This window comes from Shewanella algae (assembly GCF_009183365.2).
Lineage (GTDB): Bacteria > Pseudomonadota > Gammaproteobacteria > Enterobacterales > Shewanellaceae > Shewanella > Shewanella algae.
The window spans coordinates 290001-306937 of sequence record NZ_CP068230.1; the positions used below are offsets into that span (position 1 = coordinate 290001).

Annotated in this window: 10 protein-coding genes, 2 tRNA genes and 2 rRNA genes (1 of these 14 only partly in view); 10 read left to right on the plus strand and 4 right to left on the minus strand. The window is 53.4% G+C overall.

Going from position 1 to position 16937, the window contains the following annotated elements; genetic code table 11:
• The 5 genes from E1N14_RS01415 to E1N14_RS01435 all read left to right on the plus strand — a co-directional run.
• Nucleotides 1–1969, plus strand: a 23S ribosomal RNA gene (locus E1N14_RS01415); it begins 924 nt to the left of the window's first position.
• Nucleotides 1970–2059: 90 nt separating this feature from the next.
• Nucleotides 2060–2135: transfer RNA gene (locus E1N14_RS01420), tRNA-Val, on the plus strand.
• 37 nt (nucleotides 2136–2172) lie between these two features.
• Nucleotides 2173–2288: ribosomal RNA gene (gene rrf, locus E1N14_RS01425) — 5S ribosomal RNA — on the plus strand.
• 37 nt (nucleotides 2289–2325) lie between these two features.
• Nucleotides 2326–2402, plus strand: a tRNA-Asp gene (locus tag E1N14_RS01430).
• A gap of 263 nt (nucleotides 2403–2665) precedes the next feature.
• A complete protein-coding gene (locus tag E1N14_RS01435) occupies nucleotides 2666–3940 on the plus strand; it encodes a CinA family nicotinamide mononucleotide deamidase-related protein (RefSeq protein ID WP_025011584.1) in 1275 nt (424 codons plus the stop codon).
• 86 nt (nucleotides 3941–4026) lie between these two features.
• Here E1N14_RS01435 and E1N14_RS01440 read toward each other — a convergent pair whose 3' ends face one another.
• The 3 genes from E1N14_RS01440 to argE all read right to left on the minus strand — a co-directional run bounded on the left by E1N14_RS01440 (nucleotide 4027) and on the right by argE (nucleotide 8495).
• Nucleotides 4027–4566 (minus strand): YceB family lipoprotein, encoded by a 540-nt coding sequence (locus E1N14_RS01440; RefSeq protein ID WP_025011585.1) that lies wholly within the window; start codon nucleotides 4564–4566, stop codon nucleotides 4027–4029.
• Nucleotides 4563–7199 carry a phosphoenolpyruvate carboxylase gene (gene ppc / locus E1N14_RS01445; protein ID WP_062793766.1) on the minus strand — a complete coding sequence of 879 codons (2637 nt, stop codon included), beginning with the start codon at nucleotides 7197–7199 and terminating at the stop codon, nucleotides 4563–4565. Before ppc ends, E1N14_RS01440 begins: the two co-directional genes overlap by 4 nt.
• Nucleotides 7200–7343: 144 nt before the next feature.
• On the minus strand, nucleotides 7344–8495 hold the full coding sequence (gene argE, locus E1N14_RS01450; RefSeq protein WP_025011586.1) for an acetylornithine deacetylase: 1152 nt from the start codon (nucleotides 8493–8495) through the stop codon (nucleotides 7344–7346).
• Between the two features lie 264 nt (nucleotides 8496–8759).
• On the opposite strand from argE, the gene argC reads away from it, so the two are divergent.
• The 5 genes from argC to argH all read left to right on the plus strand — a co-directional run bounded on the left by argC (nucleotide 8760) and on the right by argH (nucleotide 14164).
• Nucleotides 8760–9740: an N-acetyl-gamma-glutamyl-phosphate reductase gene (gene argC, locus E1N14_RS01455; RefSeq protein ID WP_062793765.1), complete on the plus strand. Its 981-nt coding sequence runs from the start codon at nucleotides 8760–8762 to the stop codon at nucleotides 9738–9740.
• A gap of 33 nt (nucleotides 9741–9773) precedes the next feature.
• A complete protein-coding gene (argB, locus tag E1N14_RS01460; RefSeq protein WP_025011587.1) occupies nucleotides 9774–10556 on the plus strand; it encodes an acetylglutamate kinase in 783 nt (260 codons plus the stop codon).
• A gap of 11 nt (nucleotides 10557–10567) precedes the next feature.
• A complete protein-coding gene (locus E1N14_RS01465; RefSeq protein ID WP_025011588.1) occupies nucleotides 10568–11473 on the plus strand; it encodes an ornithine carbamoyltransferase in 906 nt (301 codons plus the stop codon).
• A 34-nt stretch (nucleotides 11474–11507) separates the two neighbouring features.
• Complete coding sequence (locus E1N14_RS01470; RefSeq protein ID WP_025011589.1) at nucleotides 11508–12731, plus strand: argininosuccinate synthase; 1224 nt, start codon at nucleotides 11508–11510, stop codon at nucleotides 12729–12731.
• A 65-nt stretch (nucleotides 12732–12796) separates the two neighbouring features.
• Nucleotides 12797–14164 (plus strand): argininosuccinate lyase, encoded by a 1368-nt coding sequence (gene argH / locus E1N14_RS01475; protein ID WP_025011590.1) that lies wholly within the window; start codon nucleotides 12797–12799, stop codon nucleotides 14162–14164.
• 84 nt (nucleotides 14165–14248) lie between these two features.
• Here the strand turns inward: argH and E1N14_RS01480 are convergent, their stop codons facing one another.
• Nucleotides 14249–16783: a penicillin-binding protein 1A gene (locus tag E1N14_RS01480; RefSeq protein ID WP_025011591.1), complete on the minus strand. Its 2535-nt coding sequence runs from the start codon at nucleotides 16781–16783 to the stop codon at nucleotides 14249–14251.
• Between the last annotated feature and the right edge of the window lie 154 nt (nucleotides 16784–16937).

The window sequence follows — 16937 nt, forward strand, 5'->3', positions numbered from 1 at the left end:
CCGGGAGACAGACGGCGGGTGCTAACGTCCGTCGTCAAAAGGGAAACAACCCAGACCGTCAGCTAAGGTCCCAAAGTAATTGCTAAGTGGGAAACGATGTGGGAAGGCTTAGACAGCTAGGATGTTGGCTTAGAAGCAGCCATCATTTAAAGAAAGCGTAATAGCTCACTAGTCGAGTCGGCCTGCGCGGAAGATGTAACGGGGCTAAGCAATTCACCGAAGCTACGGGTACTGATGCTTGCATCAGTGCGGTAGAGGAGCGTTCTGTAAGCCGTTGAAGGCGAAGGGGTAACCCACGCTGGAGGTATCAGAAGTGCGAATGCTGACATGAGTAACGATAAAGGGGGTGAAAAACCCCCTCGCCGAAAGACCAAGGGTTCCTGTCCAACGTTAATCGGGGCAGGGTGAGTCGACCCCTAAGGCGAGGCTGAAAGGCGTAGTCGATGGGAAACGGGTTAATATTCCCGTACTTCTGCTAACTGCGATGGAGAGACGGAGAAGGCTAGGCCGGCGCGGCGTTGGTAGTCCGCGTTTAAGGTAGTAGGTGGTGTGCTTAGGCAAATCCGGGCACACATACACTGAGAGCTGACGACGAGTCCCTAAGGGGATGAAGTGGTTGATGCCATGCTTCCAGGAAAATCTTCTAAGCTTCAGGTTAGCAGGAATCGTACCCCAAACCGACACAGGTGGTCGGGTAGAGAATACCAAGGCGCTTGAGAGAACTCGGCTGAAGGAACTAGGCAAAATGGTACCGTAACTTCGGGAGAAGGTACGCTCCTGTTGGTGATGAGACTTGCTCTCTGAGCTGACGGGAGTCGCAGATACCAGGTGGCTGCAACTGTTTATCAAAAACACAGCACTGTGCAAAATCGCAAGATGACGTATACGGTGTGACGCCTGCCCGGTGCCGGAAGGTTAATTGATTGGGTTATCTTCGGAGAAGCTCATGATCGAAGCCCCGGTAAACGGCGGCCGTAACTATAACGGTCCTAAGGTAGCGAAATTCCTTGTCGGGTAAGTTCCGACCTGCACGAATGGCGTAATGATGGCCACGCTGTCTCCAGCCGAGACTCAGTGAAGTTGAAATTGCGGTGAAGATGCCGTATACCCGCGGCTAGACGGAAAGACCCCGTGAACCTTTACTATAGCTTGGCACTGAACATTGACCCTACATGTGTAGGATAGGTGGGAGACTATGAAGATGAGACGCCAGTCTTGTTGGAGTCAACCTTGAAATACCACCCTTGTAGTGTTGATGTTCTAACCTGGGCCCCTAATCGGGGTTAGGGACAGTGCCTGGTGGGTAGTTTGACTGGGGCGGTCTCCTCCCAAAGAGTAACGGAGGAGCACGAAGGTTGGCTAAGTACGGTCGGACATCGTACGGTTAGTGTAATGGCATAAGCCAGCTTAACTGCGAGACAGACACGTCGAGCAGGTGCGAAAGCAGGTCATAGTGATCCGGTGGTTCTGAATGGAAGGGCCATCGCTCAACGGATAAAAGGTACTCCGGGGATAACAGGCTGATACCGCCCAAGAGTTCATATCGACGGCGGTGTTTGGCACCTCGATGTCGGCTCATCACATCCTGGGGCTGAAGTCGGTCCCAAGGGTATGGCTGTTCGCCATTTAAAGTGGTACGCGAGCTGGGTTCAGAACGTCGTGAGACAGTTCGGTCCCTATCTGCCGTGGGCGTTGGATGATTGAGGGGAGCTGCTCCTAGTACGAGAGGACCGGAGTGGACGAACCGCTGGTGTTCGGGTTGTCATGCCAATGGCATTGCCCGGTAGCTACGTTCGGAATCGATAACCGCTGAAAGCATCTAAGCGGGAAGCGAGCCCCAAGATGAGTCATCCCTAGGGCCTGGAGCCCTCTGAAGAGCCGTTCGAGACCAGGACGTTGATAGGCAGGGTGTGTAAGCGTTGCGAGGCGTTGAGCTAACCTGTACTAATGACTCGAGAGGCTTAACCATACAACCCAGATGGGTTTTACGGACTTGAAGAAGTTGATACTTGATTGAAGTTTGAACTCAGGCTCTGAAAAGAGCACAGCCAAGAATACCGGTCGCTTAGCTCAGCCGGGAGAGCACCTCCCTTACAAGGAGGGGGTCACTGGTTCGATCCCAGTAGCGACCACCATATTTCAAAGCAACAGCTTTCCAAATTCTCAAATATGTCTGGTGACAATAGCATTGTGGTCCCACCTGATCCCATCCCGAACTCAGAAGTGAAACGCAATCGCGCCGATGGTAGTGTGGGGTCTCCCCATGTGAGAGTAGGTCATCGCCAGACGCCCAATTTTAGTAGTGCGCCAAGGCGTGATACTAAAGGAGCGGTAGTTCAGTTGGTTAGAATACCGGCCTGTCACGCCGGGGGTCGCGGGTTCGAGTCCCGTCCGCTCCGCCAACTTAAAGAGAAAGCCTCATCGAAAGATGAGGCTTTTTTCGTTTTTATCCACAGACTTTTTATCCAGAACTGCGTTGAACTTTACCCCGCGACAAATCGACTTCTGCCCCTGCAAACTAACGTGCGTACAACTCTCGAAACTGCGTGTCATGCTGGTTTTCCACTCTCCCTGTTTCTCCCTTTCTTGTGTCTTCCAAGCCGTGCTTGCTATTCATCCAGTGGTTACTTAACGTATATGCAGTTTTTGCCAAAGGGATCTTTGAATGAAGTTAGAGATGATTTGTACCGGAGAGGAGGTGTTGTCCGGTCAGATAGTAGATACCAATGCCGCCTGGTTTGCCAATGTGATGATGGAGCATGGGATTGAGGTGCAGCGCAGGGTCACAGTGGGGGATAGACTCGAAGATCTGATAGCCGTATTTCAGGAGCGTAGTCTCCATGCCGATATCATTCTGGTTAATGGTGGTTTGGGGCCAACCAGCGACGATCTCTCGGCCGAAGCTATGGCCAAGGCCAAGGGTGAGCCTCTGGTTGAGAACGCCGAATGGCGTGCCAAGATGGAGGCCTGGTTCAGCCGTAACAACAGAGAGATGCCGGCCAGTAATCTGAAACAGGCTTTACTGCCTGAGTCTGCCGTCATGGTGGATAATCCGGTTGGCACGGCCTGTGGCTTTAGAGTCAAACTCAATCGTGCTTGGCTCTACTTCACTCCAGGGGTGCCATTTGAGCTGAAACATATGGTTCAGGAGCAGTTTCTACCCTTTATCAAACAGGAGTTCGGCCTGGATGCAAAAGTCGCATTGAACAAGCTGTTGACCCTGGGCCATGGCGAATCGACGCTGGCCGATAAGCTGGAAGCATTGGAGTTGCCAGCAGGGATCACCATAGGTTATCGCTCCTCTATGCCACATATAGAGATCAAGTTGTTTGCCCGCGGTGATAAGGCCATTGCTCTGTTACCCCGAGTCACCAATCATGTACGACAGGTTTTGGGTACTGCGGTTGTTGCCGAAAATCGCGCGACACTGGCGGAAGAGATCCATCACAGGTTGTTGAATTCAGGCCTTAGTCTTAGTCTGGCCGAGTCCTGTACCGGAGGTATGTTGACCAGCCAATTGGTGGCTTTTCCTGGCAGTTCTTCCTATTTGCATCAGGGGTTGGTGACCTACAGCAATGAGAGCAAGGTGCGTATTCTTGGGGTTCAACCTTCAACACTGGATGACCATGGCGCTGTGTCGATTGCCACCGTTGAGGAGATGGCGATGGGGGCTAGGGCGATACTGGATAGCGACTATGCTCTGGCCACCAGTGGTATTGCCGGTCCTGATGGTGGCACAGAGGAGAAGCCTGTCGGTACTGTCGCCATAGCCTTGGCAACCAAGGGAGGTTGTTACAGCCAGATGATTCAGCTGCCAAGACGTTCTCGAGAGCTGGTTCGCAGTCTTAGCAGCGCAGTAGCCTATGACATGCTGCGCCGCGAGTTGCTGGGCGAGGCGGTTATTGTTGACTACTCCTCTATTGGTCGATTTGCCAAATAGTCAAAGGCAGTAATAGGTTAAACCAGTAATAGGTTAAATAAAAAGACGCAGCCAAGGCTGCGTCTTTTTTGTGCTCTGAATATCGATTATTTAAACTCCAGCACCAGCTTGCCTGGTTTAACCTGAAGGCTCTTGGTCATATCGGCCAGCCTCGCTTGGTTGCTGTCCTGGGGGTCCAGAACATAAACCGGCTGACTTTCGAGGAAGTTGCGGATGAAGCCCATCAACTGTGGGGCAATACCTTGCAAAGCCCGCTGAATATCCTTGGGATTGGACTCGACAGAGGTCAACTCCAGACCACGGAGATAGACGCCATGGGTTTGGTTGTCATACCAAGGCTTGGCCTCAAACTCTGTTGTCAGGCTGGCACGCAGGGGAAACAGCGGCGTTCTGAGTATCAGTTCCGAGGTGGCTTTCACCGCCATGGTATCCGGCTTGTGCCCCAATTTGACTGTTACCCGATTCAACTGGATCTCTGTTGCCAGTGGCCCCTGGGTGTCTTGCATATCCAGTTGCAGCTCTTTATTCAGATAGGATTCCAGCTGTCCTTCGCTGATGCTGTATTGGCTGACACAGCCGCCCAACATCAGCATCAACCACAGAGACAGCAGTAGGGGCAGCCTCATCCTGTATTCCTCATGCCCGCCGCGACACCGGCTATGGTCAGCATCAGCGCCAGTTGCAATTGTTCCGAAGTTTCCTGTTCCTTGCGACTTCGGGCCAACAACTCGGCCTGCAGGAAGTTGAGCGGGTCGATATAGGGGTTTCGAAGCCGCACCGATTCCCTGTTCCAGGGAGTATGCGACATCAGGCTGTCAGAGCGGGTCAGTTCGAGTACCGCCTGGATCCCCTGTTGCAGCCTCTCCCTGAGAGCTTCACCCAAATGACGCAGGTCTTCAGGCACCAGGCAGGTGTCGTAATAGCGGGCGAGGTTGGGTTCTGCCTTGGCATACACCATTTCCAGCATGGAGATACGGGTGTTGAAGAAGGGCCACTGACGTTCCATCTCCTGTAGCAGAGAAAGCTCTCCTCGTTTGGCCGCGGCTTCTAGCGCCTCACCGGCACCGAGCCAGGCCGGCAGCATCAAACGGTTCTGTGACCAGGCAAATATCCAGGGAATGGCGCGCAGGCTTTCGATACCTCCATCCACCCGGCGTTTGGCCGGTCGACTGCCGAGTGGCAGCTTACCCAGCTCCACTTCAGGCGTTGCGGCTCTGAAATAGGCAACAAAGTCAGCTTCTTCCCTGACTATGCTGCGGTAGGCCAGTACAGATTCATCGGCCAGTCGCTGCATGCATTGCCGCCATTCCTGTTTAGGCTCGGGAGGCGGAAGCAAAGTGGCTTCCATCACCGCTGAGGTGTAAAGCGCCAGTGACTGCACTGCCAACTTAGGGAGACCGAACTTGAAGCGGATCATCTCTCCCTGCTCTGTCACCCGGATCCGTCCGTCAACTGAGCCCGGAGGCTGTGACAGAATCGCCTGGTGAGCCGGGCCGCCGCCACGACCGATAGTACCGCCACGGCCGTGGAATAGGGTCAGTTTGACGCCAGCCTTCTTGCATACCGCAACTAGTTGTTCTTGCGCCCGATATTGTGCCCAGGCCGCGGCCATGACTCCGGCATCCTTGGCCGAATCCGAATAGCCAATCATCACTTCCTGCATGCCTTTGGTGTAACCCAGATACCAATCGATATCGAGCAGGGCAGAGATGCAATCGGCGGCATTGTTGAGGTCATCCAGGGTCTCAAACAGCGGCACTACCCGCATGGGATAGTGACAGCCGGTTTCCTTGAGCAGCAAGAGTACCGCCAACACGTCGGATGGTTGGCTGGCCATGGATATCACATAGGAACCCAGCGCTTGTTGAGGCTGAGTGGCTATCAAGCGGCAGGTTGCCAGTACCTCGGCCACCTCGTCTGATGGCTGCCAGTTTACCGGGATCAAGGGTCTGCGGTTGGCCAGTTCCCTGAGCAGGAAGGCCTGCTTTTCTGTCTCATCCCAATGGTTGAAGTCACCCATGCCCAGATAGCGGGTAAGCTCGGCAATGGCATTGGCGTGGCGCTCTGCATCCTGGCGGATATCCAACCTCAGCATATGAATGCCGAAGCAGGCCAAGCGGCGCAACATATCCAGCAGCAAGCCATTGGCTATCAGACTCATGCCGCAATCGCACAGGCTTTGATACAGCATCAGCAGCGGCTTTTTCAGGTCGTCCTGATGCCAGATGATGCTATGGCTGTCGACCTCAGGCTGATGACCTTCGAGGCGGGCATTGAGATAGTCTATGGTGTTGCGCAGCTTTTGGCGCAGATCTCTGAGCACGTCACGATAAGGTTCACAGCTGCCGTTGGTATACTGGCTCATCTCCTCGTTGGCTTCTTCCATAGACAATTCGCCAACCAGAGAGACGATATCTTTGAGATAGAGTCTGGCGGCGGCATGGCGATTACGATCCAATACTTCCTGAGTGACCTTGGCGGTAACAAAGGGGTTGCCATCACGGTCGCCACCCATCCAGCTGGAGAATCGCACCGGAGCGATATCAATCGGTAGCTGGCTGCCGGTGCGCTCTTCTACCTGGTCGTTGAGCTGGCGTAAAAAGTCGGGAATCGCCTGCCACAGTGAGGTTTCGATAGTCGCCAAACCCCAGCGGGCTTCATCTACCGGTGTCGGGCGTTCGCGGCGGATCTCATTGGTATGCCAAATCTGGGCAATTAGTTGCCGCAGTCGCAGATTGATCTGTTTAAACTCGCGCTCGCTGAGCTGATCGTTTTCCAGTGCCGTCAGACAATCGACCACAGATGAGTACTTCTGGATCAGGGTGCGGCGGGATATCTCGGTCGGGTGTGCCGTCAGTACCAGATCTATGTTCATCTCCCTCAGACAGGACAGCATCTGCTTCTGATCTATCGGTCCGTTCAGCATACGTCCGAGCAGTTGCTCCACGGGATCCGGTACACACACCAGTTCATCACAGTTGCGGCTGATGGTATGAAACTGCTCGGCGATATTCGCCAGGTTGAGAAATTGGTTAAAGGCTTTGGTGACCGGCACCAGTTCGTCATCGGGCAAGGCCGTCAGCAGTTCCAACATCTGCTGACGGGCGCTTTCATCACCCTGACGGGAACTCTTGGCCAGTTGACGGATCTGCTCCACCTTATCGAGAAATGGCTCCCCCAGATCGGATCGCATGGTGTCGCCGAGGATCTGCCCAAGCATACTGACGTTGGATCTTAAGGATGCATACATATCTGCCATCGTGTTGATTGCTCCAAAGAATAGTGAGAAAGAGTCGTCGTTTCGGGCGGACTTGAGTAGAGCACAATAACCAGCACTGTGCCCTATGGTCAATACGCTGAGGTATTTGCCTTACGTTGTTTCCAGCAGCTGTGGGCTGGATCATTATTTTATACAGGCATGATAAATAAGCTGTTTCAGCAAGTTTATCGTAGGTTTGATCTGCGCCGTATCCAAATATTCATCCGGTTGATGAGCCTGCTCTATGCTGCCGGGTCCCAATACCAGAGTGTGGCACCCCAGTTGCCGAATATAAGGCGCCTCGGTGGCATAGTTCACCACTTGAGGTGGCTGTCCCGCCAGGCTGGCGACCAGTTGGCTCCAGGGAGAGTCTCTATCATCGGCAAACGGCTCTGAGCCGGGATAGAGTTCGCTGATGGAAACTGATCCTGGGAATTGTTCGCAGACCGGCTGTAAATACTGCTGCAGCATGAGTTGCAGATCGGTCAAAGCCAAACCGGGAAGCGGGCGAATATCCAGATGCAGATCACAGCAACCACAGATACGGTTGGCTGCATCGCCGCCGTGGACATGGCCAAAGTTCATGGTTGGGTAAGGTACACTGAAGGCATCTTCGCGATAGTGTTCGCTCAAATGCTGCTTGAGTTTAAGTAGTCGGCCTATGATCAGATGCATCACTTCTATGGCATTGAGTCCCTTGGCCGGATCTGACGAGTGGCCGCTGCGGCCCGTTACTCGAATGCCTTGAGCCATGTGCCCTTTATGCATATAAACCGGCCGTAGGCTGGTGGGTTCGCCTATGATGGCAAATTCAGGCTTGATTGCAGCGTTGGCGGCAAAGGCCTTGGCCCCATTCATTGTGGTTTCTTCATCGGCACTGGCGAGAATATAAAGAGGTCGCTTCATTTGTGTCAGCGGCAGTTGTTTCAAGGTCTCCAATATCAAGGCAAAGAAACCCTTCATGTCACAAGTTCCCAAGCCATACCAAAGGTTATCTTTTTCGGTTAGCCGAAAGGGATCATGCTGCCAACGGCCTTCATCGAACGGTACTGTGTCTGTGTGCCCGGCCAGCAATAGGCCACCTTGGCCAGTGCCCAGGTTGGCCAGCAGGTTATGTTTGTTGCGACTGCCGGGCACCGGCTGGCGGCGGCACTCCAACCCCAAATCGGCAAACCAGTTGGCCAGCAAGTCGATAACGGCAGCATTGGATTGATCTTGCTCGGGCTCCAGGGCACTGATGGAGGGCGAGGCGATAAGCGCACTGAAGCTTTCTGTGAGTTCCGGCAGTTTTTTCATGACTATTCCGCAAAACATTAAAAATAACTATTCATATATATTGCATAAATAAATTGCTGTGTTAGTCTAGCAAACAGCTAAAGCCAGTGTCATCTTTCATGGTGACTAAATTCAGTGAGACTAAGTATGTTGAGTTCGACCTTGAGCTTGATTCAGACCAAAAACTGCAATAACTCCCTGCGACGATAAACTTGTCATTAGGCGCTGAGCCACGGGCTTTCGTTGTGCCCTTCCTTTTTTGATTAGCTTGAAGAATTAGAAACCATGAAAAATATCGCCATCATAGGGGCCAGTGGATATACAGGTGCCCAGTTAACCGCCCTGATCCAAGCTGAGCCAGAGTTAAGCATTCAAGGCTTGTATGTCTCTGAAAATAGTCTGGATAAGGGCAAAAGCCTGGCCGAGCTTTATCCTGTATATCAACATATCTCTGCAGTGTTGCAGCCGTTAACGCCAGAGGCCAAACAGCAGATAGTGGCACAGGCCGACGCCGTGGCACTGGCGACCGAACATTCGGTAAGCCTGGAATTGGCGGCCTGGTTTTATGCCCAGGGTCTGGCGGTATTTGATTTGAGCGGTGCCTATCGTTTCAGCGATGCTGCAAACTACCCCAAGTGGTATGGCTTTGAGCATAACCAAGCCGAAGTATTGGCACAGGCGGTTTATGGCCTGGCCGAGTGGAATGCCGAGGCGATTGCCAACAGCAAGATGATTGCGGTTCCCGGTTGTTATCCCACGGCATCTCTGTTGGCGCTTAAGCCGCTCAAGTCACTGATGACAGATGCCTTCCCCGTTATCAATGCCGTTAGCGGTGTGACCGGAGCCGGACGCAAGGCGCAGTTGCACACCAGTTTCTGTGAAGTGAGTTTAATGCCCTACGGTGTGCTTGGTCACAGGCATCAGCCCGAAATCGCCAGCCAACTGGGGCAAGAAGTGATTTTTACTCCGCACCTTGGCAACTTCAAACGTGGCATTCTCGCCACCATTACGCTGCAGCTCAAGCCGGGTACCAGGGCAGATGACGTTGCCGAGGCTTACCGTATCTACCATGGCTCGAGCATAGTCAGCGTAAAGCAGAACCAATTCCCCAAGGTGGATGACGTGGTACACACGGGCAATTGTCATCTCGGGTGGAAGTTTGATGAACAGAACCATTATCTGGTAGTGGCCAGTGCCATAGACAACCTGATGAAGGGCGCTGCCAGTCAGGCGCTACAATGCATAAAGATTCACTTTAAATACTAATTATTCGCGGAACGGTTAGAGAGAGTTGTCACTATGAGCACGAAAGACAAGGTGTTGGTTCTGAAAGTTGGCGGCGCACTGATGCAGTGTGAGATGGGAATGGCCAGGCTGATGGATACGGCGGCGAAAATGCTGGCCCAGGGACAGAAAGTGGTTCTGGTTCATGGTGGCGGTTATCTGGTGGATGAACAGCTCAAGGCCAATGGCATGGATACGGTGAAGCTCGATGGCTTGCGGGTCACGCCGCCGGAGCAGATGCCGATCATCGCCGGCGCTCTGGCCGGTATGTCCAACAAGATACTGCAGGCGGCGGCCATCAAGGCCGGTGTCGCCAGCGTTGGCATGAGTCTGGCGGATGCCAACTTGGTCGATGCGGTAATTAAAGATGAACGCTTGGGGCTGGTGGGTGAAGTTTCCCCCAAAGACGGCAGCTATATCAATTTCGTCCTGTCTCAGGGTTGGATGCCCATTGTCAGCTCCATTGCAGTATCCAGCGAAGGGCAACTGCTTAACGTCAATGCCGATCAGGCCGCCACAGTGCTGGCCAAACTGGTGCAGGGCAAGCTGGTGCTGCTCTCCGATGTTTCCGGAGTATTGGACGGTAAGGGGCAGTTGATCGCCAGTCTTAATCGCAGCGAAATCGACGACCTGGTGAAATTGGGCGTGATAGAGAAAGGTATGAAAGTCAAAGTAGAGGCGGCGTTGGAAGTCGCAGAACTCATGGGGCAGCCGGTACAGGTTGCTTCCTGGAGAGATGCGGCACAACTGGCTGCATTGGCTCAGGGCGAAGCCGTGGGTACACAAATAAAACCATAGGAGAAGGCAGTATGAAGCACCTGTTGACCATTAAAGAACTCACCCAATCCCAGTTGCTGGCGTTGTTGGACTTGGCCAAGAAGATCAAGGCCAATCCGGCAGACTACCGACACGCGCTTGCGGGCAAGAGCGTAGTGATGCTGTTTGAAAAACCTTCCCTGCGTACCAGGGTCAGTTTCGATATCGGTATCCATAAGCTGGGTGGCCACTGTCTTTATCTGGATCAACAAAATGGTGCTTTGGGCAAGCGCGAATCTGTTGCCGATTTCGCCGGTAACCTTTCCTGCTGGGCCGACGCCATAGTGGCACGGACTTTCAGCCACAAGACCATAGAAGGCCTGGCCGAGTTCGGCACTGTACCTGTGATCAATGCGCTGTCGGACTTGTACCACCCTTGTCAGGCACTGGCGGATTTTCTGACCCTGTCAGAACAGCTCGGTGACTTGAGCAAGGTGAAATTGGCCTATGTGGGCGATGGCAACAACGTGACCCACTCGTTGATGATAGGCGCTGCCATTCTGGGTGCCAGCATGACGGTTATCTGCCCCGAAGGGCATTTCCCCGATGGTCTGATTGTCAATGAAGTACAGCAACTGGCGGCGGAGAATGGTGGCAGCCTGGTACTGACTTCAGACATCGCCGCCCTGGAAGGTCAGGATGCCGTCTACACTGATACTTGGATTTCCATGGGCGATCAAACAGAACTTTCTGATATTGAAGCAAAATTTAATCCTTATCAAATCAATCAGCCGCTGATGGAACAGTATAAGGTGAAGTATTTTATGCATTGTTTACCCGCTCACAGAGGGGTAGAAGTGACTGATGAGGTGATGGATGGCAAAGGTTCTCTGATCCTGCAACAGGCAGAAAACCGCATGCACGCGCAGAATGCCGTTCTGGTAACACTTTTGAGTTGATGGCCAAGGGCCAGTTGAATCTAGGAAAATTAAGATGTCTATTGCACAGAAAAACACAGATGTAAAAAAAGTTGTCCTGGCCTACTCCGGCGGCCTGGATACCTCGGCCATTATTCCCTGGCTGAAAAAGAACTATAACAACTGTGAGATCGTTGCCTTTTGTGCCGATGTTGGACAAGGGGAAGCCGAACTCGAAGGTTTGACAGAAAAGGCGTTGGCTTCCGGCGCCAGTGAATGTCATGTTGTTGATTTGAAAGAAGAGTTTGTTAAAGACTACATCTATCCCACCATAGCAACCGGTGCCGTCTACGAGGGAACCTATCTGCTGGGCACCTCCATGGCCAGACCCATCATCGCCAAGGCTCAGGTGGAAGTGGCCCGTAAGGTCGGCGCCGACGCCCTGTGTCATGGTTGTACCGGCAAGGGTAACGATCAGGTGCGTTTCGAAGGCTGTTTTGCCGCACTGGCGCCGGATCTGAAAGTGATTGCCCCTTGGCGTGAGTGGACCATGGAGAGCCGTGAAGATCTGCTGGCTTACCTGGCCGAGCGCAACATCAAGACCTCGGCTTCGGCCACCAAGATCTATAGCCGCGACGCCAACGCCTGGCATATCTCCCACGAAGGTGGGGAGCTGGAAGATCCCTGGAATGAGCCCAGCAAAGAGGTTTGGACCATGACAGTCGATCCGCTGGATGCGCCAGATGAGCCTGAGTATGTCAGCCTGAAAGTGGAAAACTGCCGGGTGACTGAAGTCAACGGTGAAGCCCTGAGCCCCTATGCGGCGCTGATGAAGCTGAACCAGATTGCTGCCGCTCACGGTGTTGGCCGTATCGATATCACTGAAAACCGGCTGGTGGGGATGAAGTCCCGTGGCTGTTATGAAACACCGGGCGGCACTGTCATGTTTGCTGCTCTGAGAGCGGTAGAGGAGTTGGTGCTCGACAAGACCAGCCGTAACTGGCGTGAACAGGTCGCCGCTCAGATGGCACATCTGGTCTATGATGGTCGTTGGTTTACACCTCTGTGTAACTCGCTGTTAGCGGCATCCGAGGCACTGGCCCAGGACATTAACGGCGAAGTGGTGATCAAGCTCTTCAAGGGCCAGGCGGTTGCCGTGAAGAAACGTTCTCCCAATAGCCTGTATTCCGAGGCGTTTGCCACCTTCGGTGAAGACACGGTTTACGATCAGAAACACGCCGAAGGCTTTATCCGCCTCTACTCATTGGCGAGCCGTATCCGCGCGCTCAACAGCAAGTAAGCGTCAGTATATCAGGGGCGCATCGGCGCCCCTTAGTTTTTATGCCCGAGAAAGAGGACCTTATCATGGCTTTATGGGGTGGCAGATTCAGCGGCCAAAGCAGCGAACTTTTCAAACTCTTCAACGATTCCCTGCCGGTGGATTTCCGTTTACTGGAGCAGGATATCCAGGGCTCAGTCGCCTGGGCCGAGGCGATAACCCAGGCCGGCGTGTTAACCCAGGAGGAATGCCAGACCCTGACTCAGGCGCTGGCTGAGTTGCTCGCAGAAGTTAAAGATACGCCGGAGCAGATCATCGCTTCCGGCGCCGAAGATATTCACAGTTTTGTGGAATCACAGCTGATCGCCAAGGTGGGTGACTTGGGTAAGAAGCTGCACACCGGCCGTTCGCGCAATGACCAGGTGGCGACCGATCTCAAGCTGTGGTGCAAACAGGAAGGCGCACACCTGCTGAGTCTGTTGATTGAAGTCAAACAGGGGCTGCTGGCCTTGGCCGAGCGTGAGTTGGATGCCGTGATGCCGGGATATACCCATCTGCAGCGGGCGCAACCCGTGACCTTTGGCCATTGGGCTTTGGCTTATGTGGAAATGTTTGAGCGGGATATCAGCCGCTTGCAGGATGCACTGAATCGCCTCAACACCTGCCCTCTGGGTTGTGGCGCCTTGGCGGGTACAGCTTATGTCATCGACCGTCAGGCGCTGGCGGCCAGCCTGGGCTTTGCCTCTGCTACCCTCAACAGCCTGGACAGCGTGTCTGATCGTGACCATGTCATAGAGCTCTGCAGCGATGCCTCTATCAGCATGATGCACTTAAGTCGTATGGCTGAAGATATGATCTTCTTCAATTCCGGCGAAGCCAACTTTATCGAGCTGGCCGACAATGTCACCTCAGGTTCTTCCTTGATGCCGCAGAAGAAGAACCCCGATGCGCTTGAGCTTATCCGCGGTAAAGCGGGCAGGGTATACGGCAGCTTGATGGGGATCCTCACCACCATGAAGGCGCTGCCACTCGCCTACAACAAGGATATGCAGGAAGACAAGGAAGGCTTGTTCGATGTGATGGACAGCTGGAGCCTGTGCTTGAAAATGGCGGCTCTGGTGCTTGAAGGTGTCAAGGTTAACCGAACCAATGCGTTGGCCGCAGCTCAACAGGGATACGCCAATGCCACTGAACTGGCGGACTATCTGGTGGGTAAAGGCATGCCCTTCAGGCAGGCGCATCACGTTGTGGGTGAAGTGGTGCTGCAAGCTATTGCTGAGGGTAAGCCACTGGAAGCCTTGCCACTTGAAATCTTACAAAGCTATGCCGATATCATAGCGGAGGATGTTTATCCGCATTTGGGTATCGATTCTTGCCTGGCGAAACGCAATATTCTCGGCGGTACCGCGGTAGAGCAGGTCAAGGCAGCGCTGGCTGCCAAACAGGCCAAATAGAAGCTATCCCTCGGATTCGAGCCAAACAAAAACGCGCCAATCGGCGCGTTTTTTAATGTTTAACAGACGGTGTTACACAGACAGTTACTGGAACAGCTCTTCCGGCGGTGTTTCGATAAAGATGTCGCTGTCATCTTCGGCGCCGGTGGCGTATTCCTTGGGTTCTGTACCCTGAATAAAGTACTCGAAGTCGCTGGTGTAGTCTGTCTTACGCGACAGCTTGCCGCTATCCAAATCAATACGCACCGAAACGATTCCAGCCGGTGGAATGCTGGGTTCTTCCGGCGTTCCTTCCAGAGCATCGCGCATAAACTCGTTCCAGCCTGGGCCCGCGGTCTTGGCACCGGATTCGGCCCCTGAAATCTGATCTTTGGCGCCGCTGGCATTCCAGGCGGTACGTCCCAGCTCACGGCCATGGTCATCGAAGCCGACCCAGACGGTGGTGGCAAGCTTGGGATTGTAGCCACTGAACCAGGTGTCCCGCGATTCGTTGGTTGTTCCCGTTTTACCGGCTATGTCATGGCGTTTGACCACTCTGGCGGCGCGCCAGGCTGTACCGTTCCAGCCAGTGCCCTTGCTCCAGTTACCGCCACCCCAGATAACACTCTTGAGGGCATCGGTGATCAGGAATGCGGTCTGTTCGCTGATCACTTGCTTGGCGTGACGGGCACTTGGGCTGTCACAGCTGAAAGGATCTTCCTGAACCTGGGGCTGCAGCGGCTCTTGCATAGTCAAATCGGTTATCGCGTTATCCGCCATATCCTCTTCAGGCTTAAGCGGCGCATCACAAGCCAGAGCCGGATGAGCTTGTTCAAGGATTTCGCCCTGGGCATTCTGGATCCGTTTGATGAAGTAAGGCTCAACCAGATAACCCCCGTTGGCGAAGGTCGAGAAGGCTGTGACCACCTGCAAAGGTGTGGCAGATGGTGATCCCAGCGCCAGAGACTCGTTGCGGTTGAGCTCTTTGGCATCGAAACCAAATTGCACCAGCTTGTCGATGGCGGCATCCAGCCCAACATAACGCAGGGTTCTCACCGACATCACGTTGATAGACTGGGCCAGTCCCAGACGTAGCCTGGTGGGGCCGCCGTATACGTCGGGTGAGTTTTTGGGGCGCCATGCCGTACCTTGGCTGAGGTCGGGCTTGTTGATCGGCGCATTGTTGATCAGTGTCGCCAGGGTATAGCCTTTCTCCAGCGCCGTAGCATATAGGAAAGGCTTTATGTTGGAGCCCAGCTGACGTTTGGCCTGAGTTACCCGGTTGTACTGGCTCTGACTGAAGCTGTAACCACCGACCAGAGCCTGAATTGCACCATCTTTGGGATCTATCGAGACTATGGCGCTGGCAACCTGAGGCACCTGAGCCAATTGCCAGATATCGCCGTTGTTACGCACCCAAATCTGCTCGCCCACTTTCAGGAATTGTTCGGCTTTCTTCGGTGGTGCACTCTGGCGTTTGTCATTGATAAACTTGCGGGCCCATTTGAGGCCATCCCAAGGCAGAGTGAGTTTTTCTCCCGAGGCGAGCAGCACCTGTGCCTGCTGTTCCTCTACTTGCAATACGGCGGCTGGCCTGAGCTCCTGAATGGGCATAGTTTTCTTCAGGGTGGCAATCAACTCGCTCTCATCAGGCTGCTTGTCTGTCCATAGAACCGCTTCAGGGCCTCGATAGCCATGGCGTTCATCATAGGCGTAGACATTGTTGCGCAGTGCCTTCTGGGCTTTTAACTGCAGTGATGAGTCTATGCTGGTGTAAACATCGTAACCACCGGTATAGGCTTCCTCTTCACCATATTTCTGCACCATATAATCTCTGGCCATCTCTGAAATGTAAGGGGCGTAGAGATCGATTTCGGCGCCATGGTATTTGGCGGTAATAGGTTGAGCACTGGCTTCGTTATATTCACTCTGGGTGATATAGCCGACCTCCAGCATACGGTTGAGCACCAGGTTACGACGGGTCAAAGCTCGGCTGGGGGAGGTGATAGGGTTGAGTGTTGAAGGGGCTTTTGGCAAACCTGCGATAACTGCCATTTCAGCAAGCGTCAAGTCTTTGACTTCCTTGCCGTAATAAACTTGAGCCGCGGCGCCAACCCCGTAAGCACGCTGTCCAAGATAGATACGGTTGACATAGAGCTCCAGAATTTCATCTTTGGTTAGCAGCTGCTCTATGTGGATAGAGATAAATATCTCTTTGACTTTACGAATAATTGTCTTGTCTCGAGTCAGGAAGAAGTTCCTGGCCACTTGCATGGTAATGGTACTGGCACCCTGCTTTTTCTCGCCGGTGGCCAGCATAACCAATGCGGCGCGCACCACTCCTATGGGGTCGATACCTTTATGCTCATAAAAGCGTGAATCTTCGGTTGCCAGGAAGGCCTGCAATAGTGGTTTGGGCACATCGGCCAACTCCAGCGGGATCCTGCGTTTTTCACCGAATTGCGAGATCAGCTTGCCGTCACTGGAGTACACCCTCAGTGGCGTTTGCAGTTGAACTGTCTTGAGTGTAGCGACATCCGGGAGTTCGGGCAGGACGTAGAAGTAGGCTCCAACGATAGCTGCAACCCCAAGAAGGGCCAGACTGAATAGAGCTATGAGTATACGTTTTAACCACTTCACGAGATTATTCCAAAACTTGCTGCGGGCACAATAGTATATAAGGCGTTTTGTGCAGGGTGAAGCAAAAAGGCAGCGTCAAAAAATTAGCCGTTGTAATGTGCTCAAACATTTTATACAAAGGGGCGTAACAATTTGAAAATGTGCTAATCTAAAA

Excerpts from the sequence above, each read along its gene's own strand:
- E1N14_RS01440 (WP_025011585.1), bottom strand. The coding sequence starts at position 4,566 with ATGAGGCTGCCCCTACTGCTGTCTCTGTGGTTGATGCTGATGTTGGGC.
- argE (WP_025011586.1), bottom strand. The coding sequence starts at position 8,495 with ATGAAAAAACTGCCGGAACTCACAGAAAGCTTCAGTGCGCTTATCGCC.
- E1N14_RS01470 (WP_025011589.1), top strand. The coding sequence starts at position 11,508 with ATGTCTATTGCACAGAAAAACACAGATGTAAAAAAAGTTGTCCTGGCC.
- argH (WP_025011590.1), top strand. The coding sequence starts at position 12,797 with ATGGCTTTATGGGGTGGCAGATTCAGCGGCCAAAGCAGCGAACTTTTC.
- E1N14_RS01435 (WP_025011584.1), top strand. The coding sequence starts at position 2,666 with ATGAAGTTAGAGATGATTTGTACCGGAGAGGAGGTGTTGTCCGGTCAG.
- E1N14_RS01465 (WP_025011588.1), top strand. The coding sequence starts at position 10,568 with ATGAAGCACCTGTTGACCATTAAAGAACTCACCCAATCCCAGTTGCTG.
- argB (WP_025011587.1), top strand. The coding sequence starts at position 9,774 with ATGAGCACGAAAGACAAGGTGTTGGTTCTGAAAGTTGGCGGCGCACTG.
- ppc (WP_062793766.1), bottom strand. The coding sequence starts at position 7,199 with ATGGCAGATATGTATGCATCCTTAAGATCCAACGTCAGTATGCTTGGG.
- argC (WP_062793765.1), top strand. The coding sequence starts at position 8,760 with ATGAAAAATATCGCCATCATAGGGGCCAGTGGATATACAGGTGCCCAG.